This window comes from Clostridium sp. UBA3061 (assembly GCF_002367465.1).
Lineage (GTDB): Bacteria > Bacillota > Clostridia > Clostridiales > Clostridiaceae > Clostridium_J > Clostridium_J sulfidigenes.
Genome location: NZ_DFCF01000015.1, coordinates 40,134 through 60,548, shown reverse-complemented (window position 1 = coordinate 60,548; position 20,415 = coordinate 40,134). Strand labels below are relative to the sequence as shown.

Annotated in this window: 19 protein-coding genes; 2 read left to right on the top strand and 17 right to left on the bottom strand. The window is 31.9% G+C overall.

The features are described 5' to 3' along the window. Positions 1-400: 400 nt before the first annotated feature. Positions 401-2,227: a glutamine--fructose-6-phosphate transaminase (isomerizing) gene (glmS, locus tag B2P65_RS14405; protein WP_346880385.1), complete on the bottom strand. Its 1,827-nt coding sequence runs from the start codon at positions 2,225-2,227 to the stop codon at positions 401-403. Between the two features lie 943 nt (positions 2,228-3,170). On the opposite strand from glmS, the gene B2P65_RS14400 reads away from it, so the two are divergent. Beyond that, positions 3,171-3,386, top strand: coding sequence for a helix-turn-helix transcriptional regulator (locus B2P65_RS14400; protein WP_035133418.1), 216 nt, complete (start codon positions 3,171-3,173; stop codon positions 3,384-3,386). Further along, positions 3,377-3,856, top strand: a complete 480-nt coding sequence (locus tag B2P65_RS14395) for a hypothetical protein (RefSeq protein WP_346880384.1) — start codon at positions 3,377-3,379, stop codon at positions 3,854-3,856. Before B2P65_RS14400 ends, B2P65_RS14395 begins: the two co-directional genes overlap by 10 nt. A gap of 48 nt (positions 3,857-3,904) precedes the next feature. On the opposite strand, the gene glmM is transcribed toward B2P65_RS14395, so the two are convergent. The 16 genes from glmM to cdaA all read right to left on the bottom strand — a co-directional run bounded on the left by glmM (position 3,905) and on the right by cdaA (position 20,337). After that, positions 3,905-5,254: a phosphoglucosamine mutase gene (gene glmM, locus B2P65_RS14390; RefSeq protein ID WP_346880383.1), complete on the bottom strand. Its 1,350-nt coding sequence runs from the start codon at positions 5,252-5,254 to the stop codon at positions 3,905-3,907. A gap of 217 nt (positions 5,255-5,471) precedes the next feature. Then, a complete protein-coding gene (locus B2P65_RS14385; protein ID WP_346880382.1) occupies positions 5,472-6,767 on the bottom strand; it encodes an MFS transporter in 1,296 nt (431 codons plus the stop codon). Between the two features lie 40 nt (positions 6,768-6,807). Beyond that, a complete protein-coding gene (locus tag B2P65_RS14380) occupies positions 6,808-7,704 on the bottom strand; it encodes a polymer-forming cytoskeletal protein (protein ID WP_346880381.1) in 897 nt (298 codons plus the stop codon). Positions 7,705-7,731: 27 nt separating this feature from the next. Then, positions 7,732-8,355, bottom strand: a complete 624-nt coding sequence (locus tag B2P65_RS14375; RefSeq protein ID WP_346880380.1) for a DUF4004 family protein — start codon at positions 8,353-8,355, stop codon at positions 7,732-7,734. Positions 8,356-8,434: 79 nt separating this feature from the next. Continuing rightward, a complete protein-coding gene (locus B2P65_RS14370) occupies positions 8,435-9,229 on the bottom strand; it encodes a polymer-forming cytoskeletal protein (RefSeq protein ID WP_346880379.1) in 795 nt (264 codons plus the stop codon). A 619-nt stretch (positions 9,230-9,848) separates the two neighbouring features. Continuing rightward, complete coding sequence (locus B2P65_RS14365) at positions 9,849-10,382, bottom strand: 2-oxoacid:acceptor oxidoreductase family protein (protein WP_346847776.1); 534 nt, start codon at positions 10,380-10,382, stop codon at positions 9,849-9,851. Position 10,383: 1 nt separating this feature from the next. Beyond that, positions 10,384-11,136 carry a thiamine pyrophosphate-dependent enzyme gene (locus B2P65_RS14360; RefSeq protein ID WP_035133404.1) on the bottom strand — a complete coding sequence of 251 codons (753 nt, stop codon included), beginning with the start codon at positions 11,134-11,136 and terminating at the stop codon, positions 10,384-10,386. Further along, positions 11,136-12,206, bottom strand: a complete 1,071-nt coding sequence (locus B2P65_RS14355) for a 3-methyl-2-oxobutanoate dehydrogenase subunit VorB (protein WP_035133402.1) — start codon at positions 12,204-12,206, stop codon at positions 11,136-11,138. The genes B2P65_RS14360 and B2P65_RS14355 overlap by 1 nt, the downstream gene beginning before the upstream one ends. Positions 12,207-12,222: 16 nt before the next feature. Further along, a complete protein-coding gene (locus tag B2P65_RS14350) occupies positions 12,223-12,432 on the bottom strand; it encodes a 4Fe-4S binding protein (protein ID WP_035133400.1) in 210 nt (69 codons plus the stop codon). Positions 12,433-12,625: 193 nt separating this feature from the next. Then, positions 12,626-13,303: an ATP-binding protein gene (locus B2P65_RS14345; protein ID WP_346847777.1), complete on the bottom strand. Its 678-nt coding sequence runs from the start codon at positions 13,301-13,303 to the stop codon at positions 12,626-12,628. A 9-nt stretch (positions 13,304-13,312) separates the two neighbouring features. After that, a complete protein-coding gene (buk, locus tag B2P65_RS14340; RefSeq protein ID WP_346867645.1) occupies positions 13,313-14,383 on the bottom strand; it encodes a butyrate kinase in 1,071 nt (356 codons plus the stop codon). 14 nt (positions 14,384-14,397) lie between these two features. Continuing rightward, a complete protein-coding gene (gene ptb, locus B2P65_RS14335; protein WP_346847779.1) occupies positions 14,398-15,300 on the bottom strand; it encodes a phosphate butyryltransferase in 903 nt (300 codons plus the stop codon). Between the two features lie 18 nt (positions 15,301-15,318). Beyond that, entirely contained in the window at positions 15,319-16,410 is a 1,092-nt protein-coding gene (gene buk / locus B2P65_RS14330) for a butyrate kinase (RefSeq protein WP_346880378.1), read from the bottom strand. 279 nt (positions 16,411-16,689) lie between these two features. Continuing rightward, positions 16,690-18,291: an NAD(P)/FAD-dependent oxidoreductase gene (locus B2P65_RS14325; protein ID WP_346880377.1), complete on the bottom strand. Its 1,602-nt coding sequence runs from the start codon at positions 18,289-18,291 to the stop codon at positions 16,690-16,692. Beyond that, positions 18,281-19,519: a CdaR family protein gene (locus B2P65_RS14320; protein ID WP_346880376.1), complete on the bottom strand. Its 1,239-nt coding sequence runs from the start codon at positions 19,517-19,519 to the stop codon at positions 18,281-18,283. The genes B2P65_RS14325 and B2P65_RS14320 overlap by 11 nt, the downstream gene beginning before the upstream one ends. Next, positions 19,489-20,337, bottom strand: coding sequence for a diadenylate cyclase CdaA (cdaA, locus tag B2P65_RS14315; RefSeq protein ID WP_035133386.1), 849 nt, complete (start codon positions 20,335-20,337; stop codon positions 19,489-19,491). The genes B2P65_RS14320 and cdaA overlap by 31 nt, the downstream gene beginning before the upstream one ends. Between the last annotated feature and the right edge of the window lie 78 nt (positions 20,338-20,415).

Sequence of the window (20,415 nt, the reverse complement as noted above, 5' to 3'; positions counted from 1 at the left end):
AATTAATTCTCCTTCATCTTTGGTTAGTATTATATAATATAATTCTTATGCTATTAGTATTATGTAATTTTCATATTATTATTAAATATATTTTTAAAACATAATAATAACTCTTTTTGCATTTAAGTGGTGATATGCTTATTAGAAATACTTCAAAGGTATTAAAATCCGTATTTACTAATGAACATGTAATTTCAAAAATGCAATCTACATTGGATACTGCTGATAGCAATATGTATACCAATAAAAAACATAAGAAATTATAAAAAAAGACTAGACATTTTTATTTTAAAATGTCTAGTCTTATATCTTTTATACTTTATAAAATTTAATTCAATCTTATTACAAATAATTAATATTTATCTTAAAATTAAATATTTTTACATATAGCTTCTATTACTTATTCTACAGTAACTGATTTTGCAAGGTTTCTTGGCTTATCTACATCGCAACCTTTTTCCATGGACATGTAGTAAGAGAATAGTTGCATTGGAATTATAGCTATAACTGGAGCTAATAAGTCCATTACTTTTGGAATGTAGATTGCTGATTCTACAGATTTTTCTATATCTGTGTGACCTTCTTGAGCCACTGCAAACACTCTAGCTCCTCTTGCAATAACTTCTTTCATATTACTTACAGTCTTATCAAATAAGTCTTCTTGAGTTGCCATAGTTACTACTACTGTTCCTTCTTCAATTAAAGCTATTGGACCATGTTTTAATTCTCCTGAAGCATAAGCTTCTGAATGAATATAAGATATCTCTTTTAATTTTAAAGATCCTTCCATTGCTACAGCATGGTCAAGGCCTCTTCCTAGGAAGAACATGTTATTTTCACAGCAAGTTTTAGCTGCTAGAGCCTTAACTACATCATCACACTTAAGTGCTGCTTCTGCTTTTTCTGGAAGAGCTAACATTTCTGTTTTAATAGCTTCTATCTTATCTTGAGGTACTGTACCCTTTTGCTCTGCAAAGAATAGAGCAATTGTGTACATAGCTATTAATTGAGTTACATAAGCCTTTGTCGATGCAACTGCTATTTCTGGGCCTGCCCAAGTGTATAGTATATCATCGGCTTCTCTTGAAGCTGAACTTCCAACTACATTAGTAACAGCTATTACTCTAGCACCCCTTTTCTTAGCAAGTCTTAAAGCTGACATAGTGTCTGCTGTTTCTCCAGATTGGCTAACAACTATCATAAGAGTGTTTTCGTCTATTATTGGATCTCTATATTTAAACTCAGATGCTATATCTACTTCAACTTGTATTCTAGCAAGTTTTTCAATAATATTTTTTCCAACTAATCCAGCATGGTATGCAGTTCCACATGCTACTATATATACCTTGTTTAATTTTTCTATTTGTTCTTTTGTAATAGTTATATCATCGATTCTTATAGGTTGACCAGGAATAATCCTTGAAGCCATAGTATCTCTTATAGCCTTTGGTTGCTCATGGATTTCCTTCATCATGAAGTGATCATATCCACCTTTTTCAGCAGCATCAGCATCCCAAGTTACATTAAATACTTCTTTCTTAACTTCTTTTTCATTTTGGTCATATATTTTTATTCCATCTTTAGTCATAACAACAAATTCTTTATCTTCTAAAAGATAAACTTTTCTTGTTTGATTTAATACAGCTGGTATGTCTGAAGCAATGAAGTTTTCATCTTCTCCAAGACCAACTATTAATGGGCTTTCATTTCTTACAGCTACTAGTTTATCAGGCTCATTAGCGGCTATAACTCCTATAGCATAGCTTCCTTCTAGCTTTTTAGTAACTTCCATTACTGCCTTTAGCAAATCCCCTTTATAGTAGAAATCTACAAGGTTTGGAATAACCTCAGTATCTGTTTCTGACTTAAACTCATAGCCTTTTTCCATAAGCCATTCTCTAAGTTCCATATAGTTTTCTATAATACCATTGTGAACTACAGATATAGTTCCATCCACATTAGTATGAGGGTGTGAATTTAAATCTGATGGCTTACCATGAGTAGCCCATCTAGTGTGTCCTATACCTATATGTCCTTTTATTGGGTCTTCTTCTAACTTTTCCTCTAAATTTGCAAGTCTACCTTTGCATTTTGTAAGATCAATACCCTTCTCATTTAGTATAGATACTCCAGCTGAGTCATATCCTCTATACTCCAGTTTACTTAATCCTTCAATAAGCAGTGGTGCTGCTTCTCTCTTTCCAAAATAACCTACTATTCCGCACATAAAAAAATCTTCCTCCTAAATGTCTTCTATTTCAAATTAGATTTAACTCTATATGAATAAGAAAAACCTTTGATTTAGTATGATCTTTAAAAATACTTATCAACTTATCCACATTTAGTTAAGGTTTTACACCAGATTGCTTTGTAACAGGAATCACTTCCTGTCTTTATCAATCGTTAACGGTAGTGCGATACCGTGGGGCACCCGCCGAAGATTCGATACTCCCCATCCTCGTCAACTCCTCAGAGTCCTGGCGCTTAGTTATGTGGTTAGACTATTTCCTCCTTTCCAACACTTGGTTTTCAAAGTGTATTTTAAAAGAGTTAGGATGTCCACATTTTATATACTCTCCTATACTCATACTCCACATATACGATATAAAGAATAATAAAGTTTGTGAACTTAATATTAAAATTAATTTTTAAAACCAAATTTTAATATTTATTTATCCAAAATCTAAAACCAATTAACCTCATTATATTATATTCATTTAATACATTTTGGTCAATGGTATTTATTAATAGTGTCTATTAAATGAAATTCATCTATATATATACATATTCTAATTATAATATTATTCAATTAAATATTATTTTATTTCAAATTAATTCCACAATTATTAATATTTATTTAATTTCAATGTGAATTATACAAATATTTATATATAAACATAGCTAAAATTTTTTATATATAAATATTTAACTATGAAACTATAAATCTATTTACCTATAAAACTATATAACTATATAACTAGTTAACTAGTTGTTCTCCCCATGCGGCCTTTCAGGTTTTTCACATTTAAAATATAAAATAAATAATATAAAAATGTATAGTAAACTTGACATTCAATGTAAAGTGTACTATACTTAAATTGTAAAGCATACTATACATTTAAATTCTAATATTTATTACAAATAATATTAATAGAACAGGATGTGATAAGTTGAAAAATAAAATCCAAGAACTTCGAAAAGAAAAACGTGTTACGCAAAGTGAACTTGCTGATGCTGTAGATGTTACTAGACAAACAATTATCTCTTTAGAAAACGGGAAGTATAAAGCTTCATTGGTGTTGGCCCATAAAATTGCTCAATATTTTGAAATGAATATTGAAGATATCTTTATTTTTGATTTGGAGGAGGAAAATTTATGTTATTAAAAGCCATTATATCTAATGCAACAACGGATAAGGACTACAAAAAAGTACTAAAGAAAAGAATTTCTTTACTTTACATTGTGATTATTCTAGGAGTAGCCACTCTAGCTATTAGCTTTATATTCTCTGTTGGAAAATATGATTATCTACCTGATTTTTTAAGTGGATTTTATACAGGAATCGGTGCTTCACTAATTACAATAGGTTTAATATTTATCATTAAGATAAAAAAACTTTTAAAAGATGAAAATAAATTAAAAGAAAAAAGATTAGAAGAACAAGATGAAAGAAATCAATTGATCACACAAAAATCTTTATACTCTGCTGCTATTATATTAAATATTCTTGCATATATCGGTTTGATGATATCTGGAATCTTTAACCTTGCTGTATTCTGGACTCTATGGACTGTCCTTATTATATTTATGGTTATATTTGTTATCCTACAAGTATACTATAGTAAAAAACTTTAATTGAATTTTATAAGTAAAGAACCCGTGAGTTTTCACGGGTTCTACTATTTATCTATTTGCTTTTTCTTCTATTTTTTTAGCTAGGTCATGAGCCATTTTGTCTATCTCTGCTTGATTTTCACCTTCTAGCATTACTCTTACTAGCGGTTCTGTACCTGAAGGTCTTATTAACACTCTACCGCAACCTGCCATTTTATCTTCCATTGCTTTTATATCTGCCATGATTTCTTCATCTTTTTCATGGATGTCCTTCATGTTGTTTGGCACCTTAGCATTTACTAATACTTGTGGTAATTCCTTCATTGTTGCTGCAAGTTCACTTAAAGGCTTTCCAGTACTTTTTACTGTCTCTGCAAGTTGAAGACCTGAAACTAAACCATCTCCTGTGGTATTGAAATCTAAGAATATAACATGACCTGATTGCTCTCCTCCAATAGAATAGCCCTCTTTAGCCATCTCTTCTAATACATATCTATCCCCAACTTTAGTACTAACAGTTTTAATTCCAGCTTCTTTTAAAGCTATGTGAAGTCCAAGGTTACTCATAACAGTTACAACAACTGTATCATGATTTAATTTACCTATAGACTTAAGGTGTTTAGCTGCTATTACCATCATGAAATCTCCATTTACAAGATTTCCTTTTTCATCTACTGCCAGGCATCTATCTGCATCTCCATCAAAAGCTAATCCTAAGTTACATCTATTTTCAACAACAAATTTCATTAGATCCTCAGGATGAGTTGATCCACAATCCTTATTTATATTGATTCCATCTGGATCACTATTAATGATAAAAACTTCTGCTCCTAGTTCTTTTAATGCTTTTACTGATGTTTTATAAGCTGCACCATTGGCACAGTCAACGGCAATTTTCATACCACTTAGATCACCATCAATAGTAGATTTAGCAAATTCTACATAGTCATTTATAGCATCTTCTCCTATGTATTTTCTACCTAACATTCCTCCTGTAGGAATATTGATTCCTTCAAAATCACTTTCTATTAACTTCTGAATTTTATCTTCTAATTCATCGCTTAATTTAAATCCATCTTTATTAAAAAACTTAATACCATTATATTCAACAGGATTATGTGATGCAGATATTACAACTCCTGCTTCCGCCTTATACTTTCTTGTTAAATATGCAACGGCTGGAGTTGGAACTACTCCTAAACAAAGAGCTTCTGCTCCTACTGATAAAATCCCTGCAACTAAAGCTGATTCAAGCATATCTCCAGATATTCTTGTATCCATTCCTACGATTATTCTAGGTTTGCTAGTACACTGAGTTAAAACTAATGCTCCCGCTTTTCCAAGTTTATATGCAAGGTCTACAGTTAATTCCTTATTAGCAATTCCTCTTACTCCATCAGTTCCAAACATTCTACTCATATATAAATCTTCTCCTCTTAGTATGATTTTTTATCTTAAATAATCTCATTTTTCTATTAAGTTTACATTACTATGTGAAATTCTCATTACAACATACAGGTTAATTATAATACAAATTATGTATCATAACAATAACAGTTTACCATTATACATTCTATACGAATAAAAGCAACACAAAAACTGTGTTGCTTTTATTATATATTATTCCTATCTCATATTAACTTTCTAATATAATACCATTTGTTTTCTCTATAAGCTCTTCTACAGTACCATCACTGCTTTCATACTCCATTAATTCTTTACTTCCTTTAACAAAAACCAAGGCTATAGTGAATATAAATGACATTCCTAGAAGAGATAATACTGCTACTCTTATAGGCAAAATTTCACCTAAGACTCCACCAACTAAAGCTCCTATTGGCTGTAAACCTCCACTTATGGTATTCATTAATGCTCCAATCTTACCTCTCTTATCTGACGGTACTACAAGCATTATTGCAGAATTAAATATTGTATTAAATACTACATTGCATAAAAAAGATATAAATGCTATAGGTATCATTACATAAAAATTTTCCACTATAAATACAAAAGGTAATGTTCCAAGACATATCAATGCACCAAATTTATAAATTTTAAATTTGTGATTCTTTTTTATATTAATTATTGATAAAAGTCCACTACCTATTAACATTCCCATAGGAATCACTGCCATAAAAAATCCGTACCTTTCTTCACCTAGGAAGGGCATAGTTTTAAAATATGGGAGTATTAATATAAATGCAGCATTAGCAAACAGATTTAGTAATGATGCAAGTAAGAATAAGTTTCTTAATGCCTTAAAGTTCCAAAGGAATTTAAATCCTTCTTTAAAGTCATCTACAAAAGTAACTTTTTCATCTTTTTTCTCTCTTTTAGGCTCAGTTATAAACATTTCTGTAAAAGCTGAAATTAAATAAGATATACCATTAACTAAAAACATGTACGGAGCACCTATAGTAATATATATAAGTCCACCAATAGCACTCCCTATCATATCCATACCAGATGTTGCAAGACTTGTAACCGAATTAGCCTTCACAAATTTAGACTCATGAACTAATTCTGGTTTTATAGAACTTACTGCTGGACCAAAGAAAGCAGAACATAATCCACTAATTATCCCTACTACAAATACCATCCATACCTGTATAAATCCAAATATACCTGCAATACCCACAAAAGTAACAACTACACCTCTTATAAAATCTGTTATAACTATGATATTCCTTCTATTCCACTTATCTACAAAGACTCCTGCAAAAGGTCCTAAAACTATCCTTGGTAGCATTGTAAGAGCACTTAAAAGTCCCATAAGTCCAGTAGATCCAGTAATGTCTAGTATCCAAAAGTTTAATGCCATCATATATAATATGTCCCCAAGCATAGATACTAGCTGTCCTTGCCAAAGCAAGAAAAAATTCTTATTCCATAACCTTATATTTTCTCCATGATTTTTTAATTTATCCTCCATGATTTCCCCCTCATTGTAAAATACATTTACTGCTAACTTCTTATATCCTTACAGATTCTTTAACTATTCCATTATCTTCTATAATAAGTTCACCTGAGTATTCAACTTTGTTAATTATTGAACCTTTTCCTATAGTAACATTTTTGCCTCTTACTATATCAACCTTAGAATTTTTAAGTAGTATGTCATCTCCTTCTATACATTCACATTGAAGGCTTCCTTTATTTTTAAATGAACTTGAAAATAGTGAACCTATTATTCCATTCCTTGATATATTTTCTGTTACTGCTACAAATCTTCCACCTATTTCTTTAATATGATGGTTTCCTGACATGGTAATGTATATCTCATCACCATTTATTAGTCCATTACTGTTTATATCTCCACTTATAGTTATCTTTTCTCCTTCTATGCCATCCTTTACAGCTATATCTCCAGATATGACTATATCTCCCCCAGTAACTTTACCTCCACATTCTATATCTCCTGAAGCTTCTATTTTATCTGCTTTCAAGTTTCCTCCCATATCCGCATCTCCGCTTAAATGAAATAGACCACTGCAATATAGATTACTTTTTACCTCTATATCCCCACTTATTTTAAGAGTTCCACACTCCACTCTTCCATCAACATTTACATCTCCACTTACCTTTAATTCGTCTTTTACATATAAGTTTTCATGGATATCTACATCGCCACTAACCCTTAAAGTTCCACATTGCAGGTTATTTTTTATGTCCACATCTCCACTTACCTTGAACAAATCTTCACAGTATACATTTCCTTTTAATTCTGCATCTCCACTAACATTGATAGTTCTACAATTAACATCCCCTTTTATAGTTCCATCTCCGCTTATTTTTATATCTCTATAATTTCCACCTTCTGATATCCAGTCATCATTTATTTTTAAATCATTACAATTGTCGTAATTCATTTTTACACCCCATTTTTATACTATTAACTATAGCGTTAATCTCATTTTAAGATTTTCTATAATATTTTTAATGTTTATTTCTCCTATGATTTTACTACCATCATCCACAATTATTTTTTCTCTGTATGCTACTACACAAATTCCAATTCCTAATCTTCTTATGATATATAGTGTTCCATCCTTTTCTTCTATATTTTTATATTCCTTATTAATAAGCTTTAGTATAATTTCTATTTCACTAATGGTTAATTTTCCTAAGTCAAATTCCCTTTGAAGAATATCCATGAGTAACACATCTTTAAAATTATATTCTTCCTTTTCTCTAAATATATCCTTATATATAGGAAGGGTTTCTTCTCTTATAATTTCCTTTTCTATAAGATACTCTTCACTTACATCATCTACCTTAGGTTTGTTAGTAAACATAGCTGCTAAATCATCTAAAGGCATATCATCCTTAAGATCTATAATTTTATTTATTCTATTTATTATCTTTTCCCTAGGGAAAAATGTTTCTTGACCTGTATAACTTGATTTTTTTATAAACCACTCCTCTGGAATAAGTTCTTTTCTCTTCCATCTATACAGTTGTCCGTAAGATATTCCCGTCATATCTAATATTTCTTTTTTAGAAATTAACTCTTCTTCCACTTTATTTCCTCCTCTTTTTTAGTTTAGTTTTTAGCTTTAATTAAACTTTTTATCTTTAGTATTTTAAATATTATAAAATCTATAGTTTCATTTCCTCTTCAATAACAGATTCTGAATTTAGTTTTTCAAGACTCTCACTGTATTCTATTCTTTTAATCTTACACCCCTCTCCTATGGTAATTTTTCCTCCACGAACCACATCTGCTATGGTGTTTTCCAAGTAAATTTCATCAGCTTCAATAGTTCTAATAGTTAAATATCCAAAGTTCTTACTAAATAATTTACAAATAAATCTTCCTATAGCATTCATAGTAGAGTATTCCTTTAAAACTCTTACCTTAGTTGCTCCAATTTCTTCAACCTCACAACCACCATTTAACTCTATATTTACTTCATCCCCATTTACCATTCCTAGGGTTTTTAGTACACCTTTAATATTTATAATCTCTCCCTCAATACCATGACCTACTTTAATTGAACCTAAAAGCTTAACATTAGTTGCATTTATTCTTCCTTCAATTCTTCCTGATCCTGCCACAGTGAGCTCTTCACCTTTAAAGTTACCACCTATTTTACCACTTCCACTGATGTTAAATTTCTTTGCATGAATAGAACCAAGAACAGAACCACTTCCGCTGATACTACCAGTAACGCAGTTTAAGTCTCCACTTACCTTTCCGCATCCACTAATACTAAAACCATTGCTTATAACAGCACCTTCAACTTTTCCACTACCACTAATACTAAATTTTTCACAGTTTACATCTCCAACAATTTTTCCACTTCCACTGATAGATGCAATCCTATATCTTCCTCCTGCCGCACTCCCTGAACCTGATATTTTTAAATCTCCAAACTGTTCATTACTCACCATAATTTATACCTCCATTTTATTTTCACGTAATAATGTTACATCAAATAATTACACACATCTCCTTAATATAGTAAATAGCCATATATTCAACCATCTTTTATCATAATATTATAGTAACATAACATTGTTACGCTTGTAAATAGTTTTTTTCAATTTTTATACAATTGTTGTCATAAATAAAAAGTATAAAACTTAAACAATAAGTTTTATACTTTTTACTTTTATCCTTATTCTCTTACTTAGTTATATATAAAAAAGTGGCTTTCGCAAAATATATTACTAATCTTAAAAATGTTGAGCTTGCCTTTTATATTATTGTTAGCGAATGCCATTTGCATAAGTAAGAATCTAAATCTTTAATTTAGTTATTCGAACTTAGTTCTTCTAACTTGTTAGAAGAACCTCCAAAACATTGACTACTTAGCATTTATGAATGGTAAAATCGTAAGCAATACAACCTGTTTGAGTGTATACGAGTTGTTGTATTGTAGATTTTACCTTGAATAAATGCTTTAGTAAATCAATATTCCGAAACGGCTGAGCGTTAATAATATATGGGCATGCTCAACATTTCTTTTAGATTAGCTAATTTTGCGAAAGCCACTTTTAGCTAATATGCTTATTTTACTACGTATGATGCTCCAATTTCTAAAGCTTTTCTATTGATTTCAAAGAATTTTTCTTTTCCGTGATCTCTTAGAGATTGAAGTAAAGTTTCCATAGAAACTATTTGTGTTTTTGCAACTAATGCTCCTAGAAGCACCATGTTTGCAATTTGTTTACTTCCAAGGTTATCAGCTTCTGTTTGAGCTGGTATTTTTATAACTTCAATATCTTCTCTTTCAACTGGTCTCTCAATTAAGTCACTATCTAATATTAATAGTCCACCTGGTAAAATTTCTTTTTCAAACTTATCAAGGGAAGGTCTATTCATAACAACTAGTGATGTAGGGTTAGTTACTATTGGAGAACCAACAGCTTCATCTGAAACAATAACAGAACAGTTTGCAGTACCTCCACGCATTTCTGGTCCATAAGAAGGTAACCATGAAACATTCATATTAACATCCATTCCAGCATAAGCTAAGAATTTACCCATTGATAATATTCCTTGTCCACCAAATCCAGCAAATATTATTTCTTGTGATGCCATATTATTTCCCCTCCTCAGTTGTTGTATCTTTTTTAACACCTAGAGTGTAGAATGGCATCATGTTATCTCTTAACCATCCAAGTGACTCTTGTGTTGATAATCCCCAGTTAGTTGGGCATATTGATAGAACCTCAACCATTGAGAAACCTTTTCCAGCAATGGCATTTTGGAAAGCTTTCTTAATAGCAGCTTTAGCTTTATTTACATGTGGTACATTATCTACTGATACTCTTTCTACATAGCAAGCGCCATCTAATGTAGATATCATTTCAGAAACTCTTATTGGATGACCTTGAAGTTTAACATCTCTTCCATATGGAGAAGTTTCTGTAACTTGTCCTGGTAATGTTGTTGGAGCCATTTGTCCTCCTGTCATACCATAAATACAGTTATTTACGAAGATTGTAACTATGTTCTCTCCTCTTGTAGCTGCATGTACGATTTCTGCTGTTCCTATAGCTGCTAAGTCTCCATCTCCTTGATATGTGAATACAACTTTATCAGGATTAGATCTTTTTATTCCTGTAGCTACTGCTGGTGCTCTTCCGTGTGCAGCTTCAAACATATCACATGCAAAGTAGTCATATGCCAGAACTGAACATCCAACTGGAGCTACACCTATTGTTTTATCTATAACATTTAATTCTTCAAGTACTTCCCCTACTAGTCTGTGGATTATTCCATGGGTACATCCTGGGCAGTAATGGGTAGGCACGTCTAATAATGCTTTTGTTGGTTGAAATACTATTGCCATTATTTAGCACCTCCTATGAATTTTTTAACATTTTCAAGGACTTCATTAGGGCTTGGAACCATTCCACCTGATCTTCCAAAGAAGAATACTGGTTTTCTTCCTTCAACAGAAAGTCTAACATCTTCTACCATTTGACCACAGCTAAGCTCTATTGATGCATAACCATGTTTAGTTTTGTCCACAGTTTTTTCAAAAGCTTCTACTGGGAAAGGCCATAATGTTATTGGTCTTATTAAACCTAATTTTATTCCTTCTTTTTCAGCTAATTTTATAACAGTCTTGCATATTCTTGAAGTTGTTCCGTATGCAACCATTATTAAATCTACTTCATTTTCACAATTGTATAATTCATATTTAGTTTCATTTTCTTTTATAGCTTTATATTTTGCTTGTAATTTCAGGTTATGAGCTTCAAGGCCTTCAGGTTTTAAGTATAAGGAGTTTATTACATTATGGTTAGCTCTTCCGTTTAATCCATTAGCAGCCCAAGTTTTTTCTGGAAGGTTTTTTTCACTTCTTTCTTTAAACTCTACTGGCTCCATCATTTGTCCAAGCATTCCATCTCCCATAACCATAACTGGAGTTCTGTACATATCAGCTACATCGAAAGCATCTTGTACTAAATCTACCATTTCTTGAATTGAACATGGTGCATATACTGGCATATTGAAATCTCCATGAGAACCACCTTTAGTAGCTTGGAAGTAGTCTGATTGAGCTGGTTGAATTCCACCAAGGCCTGGACCACCTCTAACTATATTAATGATAACACAAGGAAGTTCTGCACCTGCTATATAAGATATTCCTTCTGCTTTTAAGCTTATTCCAGGTGAACTTGAAGATGTCATACATCTTACTCCAGTTCCTGCTGCTCCATATACCATATTTATTGCAGCTATTTCACTTTCAGCTTGTAGAAAAACTCTACCTATTTTAGGCATTTTTCTTGAAAGATATGCTGATATTTCTGTTTGTGGTGTTATAGGGTATCCGAAGAAACATTGACAACCAGCTTGGATAGCTGCTTCACCTATGGCTTCATTACCCTTCATTAAAACTTTTTCTGACATGAATCTTTCCCCCCTATTATTTCTCCACTGTAATTACAAGATCTGGACACATTTTTCCACATGATGCACAACCAATGCACTTAGGCATATTTTCTTCTGTAACTGTAGCTGGATGATATCCTTTTACATTTAGTTCCTCAGAATAAGTTATGATTTGTTTTGGACATGCAATTATACATTGTCCACATCCCTTACATCTTTCTTCCCTAAAAGTTACCTTTGCCATAATACTTACCTCCTTATATAGAAAGTTTAGAATGTTTTATTTACTATATATTGTTTAAGACCTACATTTAAGCTGTAATACGTTTACATTTTATTGTCCCATATACCTAAGGATAATAGAATAAATACGTTTACATATATATAATTTATCACTTTTTAGTACAAGATGTCAACTTAGCACTTGATAATTAGTGCTAAATTGAATCTTTTCTCCATGGTGGCAACATATATATGTGAATTGGAAATATCTTTCCTGAAACTTTACCTTCCACTTCATCTACAAGTTCTTCAGAACACACAGTATATGCATGAGGAATATCTAATTCTTTAGAAATCTCTGCTATTTCCATATCCCCTTTAATTATATGTTCCTTTGTAGTTTCATATGATAAGTTTGTATTAGATACTAGATGAGTTACTTTTAATCTTGAAGCTCTTTCTATATCTCTAAGAAACTCTATAGTATCTTTGTCATTAGATGTAAATGGTCTATTACCATTTATCACAAAGTACATATCATAAGGTTCTTCTTTAAAATGTTTGTTATATTGACCAAGAGCTATTGCTCCTGAATCATCTCCTCCAATATCAAAAATTACCTCATAACTTTTATCGTTAAATACACTTCTAACTTCTGCTGGTACCACCATAAGTTCAGCATTAACATACTCAGGATTTGAAGAAATAACCTTTATATTATATTTTTCCTTAAGTTCCTGTGTAAGATCTCTAATACAAAAATATGGATTTACTATATCTAAATCTACAAGGGCTACTTTTTTCCCTTCTTTAGCTAACTTAATTGCATAATTTATTGCTATTTCTGTCTTTCCACTTCCAAAGTGACCTGTAAAAACCCTTATTCTACTCATATCTTCACCCTATTTATATTCCTTAGCAGCTTCTTGACCTGTTAATACTCTTAGTCCACCTTCTGCTAAGGCAAGTAATTCATCTTCACCTGGATAAACAACTACTTGTGATATAAATTCTACTCTTTCTTTAATGTATTCTACTATATATTTTCCGTATGCAATTCCACCAGTTAGTAATATTGCATCAACTTTTCCTTGTAATACTGTAGCACATCTTCCTATCTCTTTAGCTACTTGATATGCCATAGCATCAAATATTAATTTAGCTTCCTTATCTCCTTCTGCTACTCTGTCTCCCACAAGTTTAGCATCATTAGTTTGTAGATAACCTACTATTCCACCTTTACCATTTATCTTTTTCTTTATTTCATCCATGGTGTATTTTCCACTAAAGCAAAGTTTAACTAAATCTCCTACTGGAAGTCCTCCACTTCTTTCAGGTGAGAATGGTCCTTCTCCATCTAGTGCATTGTTTACATCTACAACTCTTCCTTGTTTATGAGCTCCTACTGATATTCCTCCACCCATATGAGCTACTATAAGGTTTAGTTCCTCGTAAGAAGTATTTGTTTCTTTAGCATATCTCTTTGCTACAGCCTTTTGATTTAAGGCATGGAATATACTCTTTCTATCAATTTCTGGCATACCAGATATTCTAGCCACATCTTCTAACTCATCAACCACAACTGGATCTACTATAAAAGATGGTACATTTATTTCTGTTGCTATTTCATGGGCTATTATTCCACCTAGGTTAGAGGCATGTTGTCCTAAAACTCCTTGTTTTAAATCCTTAATCATAGCATCATTTACACTATAAGTTCCACCTTCGATAGGTTTTAAGAGTCCGCCTCTACCTACTACTCCTGATAATTCTTTTATATCGAAGCCTTTTTCTTTTAGTACTTGTAATATTACTTCTTTTCTAAATTCTAATTGGTCATATATTTCTTTGTATTTACCTATTTCTTCTGCTGAATGTCTTAAAGTTTCAACTAATATAGGATTTTCATCATCATATACCCCTATCTTTGTTGATGTTGAACCTGGATTTATTATCAATTGTTTATGTCCCATTTTCTTCCTCCTTATTATCTTCCTGCTACTAATGATGCAAGGGCAATAGAATTCATTTTCGTCTCTGGTGAATCTGCTCTTGATGTTACTATAACAGGTGCTGCTGCTCCCATTAATAATCCACCATTTTTAGATTCTGTAGTATATGTTAAGCATTTATAAACAGCATTTCCTGCTTCTATATTGGCCATTAATAATATATCAGCTTCTCCCGCTACTGGACCTGATATTTTTTTATGTGCTGCAGCTTCTTTTGAAAGTGCATTGTCAAGAGCCAATGGTCCATCAATTATACAACCCTTAATTTGACCTCTCTCACTCATTTTGGAAAGGTTTGCAGCATCAAGTGTAGCTGGCATACTAGGGTTTACAACCTCAACTGCACAAATTGGCGCTACCTTTGGCATGTTATTTTCAAGAGCATGAGCTACTTGAACTGCATTTTTTATAATATCTATCTTTTCTTTAAGTTCTGGATACATATTAAAAGCTGCATCTGTTACGAATAATAATCTATCATAGCCAGGAACTTCGAATATTGCAATGTGTGACATCTGTTTTCCTGTTCTAAGTCCTACTTCTTTATTAAGTACTGCTCTTAAGAAGGTAGCTGTATCAACTAAGCCCTTCATCATCATATCTGCTCTACCTGAAGATACAAGTTTAACAGTTTCTATAGATGCCTTGTTTACATCTTTCTCATCTATAATTTCATACTCATCTATGTTCATTCCAATTGTTTCTGCAATTTTTACTATTTCTTCCTTATCTCCAACTAAGATAGCATCTGCAATGCCATTTTTTTTAGCATCTCTTATAGCTTCAAGCACTGGTTCATCTTGCGCTACTGCTACTGCTACCTTCTTCATTGATTGAGATTTAACCTTAGAAATTACCTCATCAAATGTTTTAATCATTATGATTCCCCCCAAATGTTAATCAAATTTAACTTCATCGTCATATATCTTTGGTGTTTCTTCACCATTTAATACCCTTAATGCTCCTTCTGCAAGGGCTAACATTTCATTTTCACCTGGTACAATTTCTACAGGTGCAATAAATTTTACATCTTCAGTAATCCAGTTAGTAACTCTTTTATTATAAGCTATTCCACCAGTTAAAATTATAGCATCAATGTTACCACATAGTGCAGTAGCCATTCCACCTATTTCTTTACTAAGTTGATATGCCATAGCTCTTAATATTAATTCTGCTTTTTTATCGCCTTCATCGATACGTCTATCAACTTCTCTTCCGTCATTAGTTCCAAGATAAGCTACTAATCCACCTTCTCTTGTAATTTTGTTTTTTAATTCTTGCATTGTATACTTATTATTAAAGGCAAGCTTCACTAAATCTCCTACTGGAAGACCTCCTGTTCTTTCTGGTGAGAAAGGTCCATCTTCATTTGCATTGTTGCAATCAATTATTCTGCCACCTCTTACTGGTGATACAGTTATTCCTCCACCTATATGTGCTACTACGAAATTACTTTTCTCAAAATCTAAGTTTTTATCAGCACATACTTTTCTTACTACAGCTTTAATGTTTAAAGCATGCACAAGAGAACGCCTAGATATATCTTCCATGCCTGATATTCTTGTTACTTCGTCAACTTCATCAACAGCAACAGGATCTACTATATAAGATGGTATTCCTGCCTTCTCTGCAATTTCAAAGGCAATAACTCCACCTAAATTTGAAGCATGCTGTCCTTGAAACCCAACAATAAGGTCGTCTAACATCTTGTAAGTTATCTTATAAGTTCCTCCTGGCATAGGTCTTAAAAGTCCACCTCTACCTACCACGGCATGAAACTTTTCAAGTGAATAATCGTTTTCATTAAGCCAATTATATATGACTTCCGTTCTCATGTCCTTTTGTTGACATATATGAGAATACTTTTTCACTTCCTCTGCACTGTGAGATAAACTAGCTGAGGCTATACATTCCTCCCCCAAAAATACAGCTATTTTCGTAGATGTCGATCCTGGATTAATCACTAATACTTGCTTATCTTCCCTCATCACTATACCTCCACATAAATATTTATATTAGCTTTAATTTTTTTGCATTAGATTTAGAAGTATATAAAATTTATATATTTCTAAATCTTAGCAAAATTTATCCTAAAGGATAACAATCTCTAATGAGCAAAAGCTCTAAGAAATCTGTTTATCCTAAATCCTATCTTCACTTCTTGCTGCAAACTCATATCCCCGTAAAAGAAAAGAAGAATGGATAAAATAATCTTCTTAAATATTATATTATCAATGGATAATATAAATATCAAGTTTCTCTTTGTTTTATTTTGGTGAATATTCTGTGATAATCTGTTCTGCCACTCTAAGTCCATCTACTGCTGCTGATACAATTCCTCCTGCATATCCAGCACCTTCACCCGTTGGATACAATCCTCTAACATTAACACTTTCATAATTTTCATTTCTATTTATTTTTACAGGGGCAGAAGTCCTTGTTTCCATACCTGTTAATATTGCATCTTCTCCTGCATATCCTGGTATTTTCCTATCAAATACAGGTAATGCTTCTTTTATAGCATCTACAACAAAATTTGGTGCACAGCTTTTTAAATCTACAAATTCAGTTCCTGGAGTATATGTTGGTTTCACCCTTCCAAAATTCTTTGATACTTTGTCATTTAAAAAATCTTTTACAAGCTGAACAGGGGCGTTATAATTTCTTCCTCCAACTTCATAAGCTAAAGCTTCATAACGCCTTTGAAAAGCAATTCCCCCTAATGGGGTATTTCCTTCAAAATCACTAGGATCTACTGATACTACTAAAGCAGAATTAGCATTTATCCCATCTCGCTTATAATTGCTCATACCATTTACTACTACAGTATTTTCTTCTGATGCTGAAGCCACTACCTGACCACCTGGACACATACAAAAACTGTATACAGATCTAGATAGTTTATTACTAGTATAGGTTAGTTTATAATCCGCAGCCCTTAGTTTTGGATGAGTTGCATATTTACCATATTGATTTTCATCTATCATATGCTGTAAATGTTCAACTCTAAAACCAACGGCAAAGGGTTTTGGTGATATAGAAACACCTTTTGAAAATAGTATTTCATAAGTATCTCTAGCACTATGACCTGTAGCAAGTATAAGATTATCACAAGGTATATGTTCACCTTCTACTACTATCTCAGAAATTTTACCATTTCTTATTGATATATCTTCAAGTTTAGATGAAAATCTTACTTCTCCACCATATTCCTTAATTTTTTCTCTTATATTTTTCACTACATTTTTTAATATATCCGTTCCGATATGAGGCTTCCCCATATATGTAATTTCTTCTGGTGCACCTGCTAAAACAAGTTTTTCTAGAACATATCCACATCTATGATCTTTAATTCTAGTTGTTAGCTTTCCATCTGAAAAAGTACCGGCTCCACCTTCTCCAAATTGAACATTACTTTCTGCATTAAGTATCCTATTATTCCAAAAGCCATCTATAGTTCTAGTTCTACTGTCTACATCTTCACCTCTCTCAATTATAAGAGGGTGATATCCCTTTTCAGCTAAAAGAAGTCCAGCAAATAGCCCTGCTGGTCCCATTCCTACTACTATAGGTCTACTCTCTAGCTTCTTTGTTCCAATTTCAAAATCAGCTTTATAATTATCTCCACCTAATTTAACATCATTACTATTTACTCTAGCTATTACTTTAGCTTCATTATCACATTCAATTTCTACAGCATAATTTATTTTTATTTCTGATTTTTTTCTAGCATCTATAGATTCCTTAGTAATTTTAAAGGATTTAAAATCACTTTCTTTTATTCTAAGTTTATTAGCCACCTTTGATTTTAAGGTGGCTAAACTATCTTCATTTATTCCTAAAACTAAATTATTTATCTTAACCGTCATTATTACCTGTCTCCTCTGTTTTGGCTTTTATGGTTATAGTTATATTTTCAGGTGTTTGGCTCTTAACTTGTACTGTATTTGGTACTCCTGCTAATTGTATCTTAACTTCATGGGAGCCTTCTGTTAAACTTTTCAAATCTACTGTAGCCTTAAGTTTATCTTCACTGATTTTACTTAGTTCACTCTCTTCTCCTGTAATAACTAACTTTAATGTTGGAGTTGAGTTTTCTAGTGTAAGTTTTTCTCCCAAATTAGTATAGTTTATTGGTATACTTAAAGTCTTTTCACTAATTTTCTTAACTGTAATTTTAACTTTTACAGTTTTCTCATTATTTACACTGTGTACACCTTCCGGCATTATTAGATTTGCATCTACCGTAGTGCTTTCAGTTATATTACTAATATTTATAGGTTCTGTATTAATGCTTTTTATGTTATCTATTATTTCACTTACACCAGCTACCTCTATACTCTTTGGTGCTGCTTCCGTACTTACTATAGTTACTCCTGGTACTGCCGTTCCAGTAGTCTGTATATTTATCCCCAAATATTTTCCTTTTTTCACCTGGATTTTCACCTGCACATATTCTGGATATATAGATAGTCCAGTAACTTCTCTTTCGTCTGAATCTACTAAAGTAACCTTACAGTTTTTATCTATATCAGTGCTTGCATTAGTTATATCTACTTGAGCTACTGCTCCTACCACTTGATCTAAATATCTTTGTGGCCCTGAAATTTTTACAGAATTAGGTGATATTACAGAATCATCATTATAATATCCTTTCGCTACTTCACCTACAATTCCAGATGTTACATTTACATATTTATCTGCTAAAGTATCCACATCTACTTTCATTAGAAGACCATCAGAGTTTACAACAGAAACTCCAGGAATTGCTTCTTTTACTTTAACTTGAACTTTATTTTCTCCCGGGGTTAGTGCATACCCTTGAAGGTCTGCTACTAGAGTGAACTCTTTTTTATCTAAATCTTTAATTGTAGATGCCGGAGCCTTTACTGTTAAATTTATATAAAAATCTTGATTTGGTATTAGTACTAAATCTCTATCTGCAAGAGTATCTTCATTTAGTATCTTTACCGGTACATATTTTATTACACTAGTAGTGACAGGGTCTTCGCTACTACGAATATACATCCACAATACTAGTGCTGCTATTACACAACAAATTCTTATTATGATGTCTTGTCTTTTTTGCTTATCCATAGCTTTACCCTCTCTTTAAATGATTCTTTTCTATTTTGTCTACTCTTCATTATTTTAAGTAGTACATTTCTCAGCTTATCTTTATCGTAATTTCTAAGTAATCTTCCATTTATAGCTAAAGAAATTACCCCTGTTTCTTCTGAAACTATAATAGTTATACAGTCTGCTACCTCTGTAACTCCTATTCCAGCCCTGTGCCTTGTGCCTAACTGTTTATTTAACTTATCATCATTTGTAAGGGGTAAAAAGCAACCTGATGCTACAACCTTATCATTCCTTATGATAGTGGCACCATCGTGAAGTGGAGTATTTACAACAAAAATATTTTGAAGAAGTGCTGAAGATACATCACCGTTTATTTTAGTTCCCGTGTTTATAATATCTCCAAGACCAGTCTTTTGTTCTATTATTATAAGTGCTCCAACTCTATCCTCAGCCAATACTTCCACAGCATCTACTATTTCATTAACCACACTCTTCATAACTTCTTCATCTTCATAAATTATTTTATCTACAAAAGAAGTTCTTCCAATATGTTCTAAAGCCTTTCTAATTTCAGGCTGAAATATAATTATAATAGAAATAACACTAATTGTTAAAGTATTCTCTAATATCCAATTTAGGGTTGTTAAGTTTAAAACATCACTTACTGGTATTAATAAAAATATAAGTACAATTCCTTTTAATAATTGTTCTGCTCTTGTCTCTTTTATTAATGTATAACCTTTATAAAATATAAAAGAAACTACAATAATGTCAATTAGAGAAAATATAGTCATTCCCTTAAAAATATTTATGAGTGCATTAAAGCTTTCCATATAGTCACCACCTAACGATAATACTATTTTAATTATACACCAATACTTCTATTTGTAATATAAATTTTAATTTTTAGA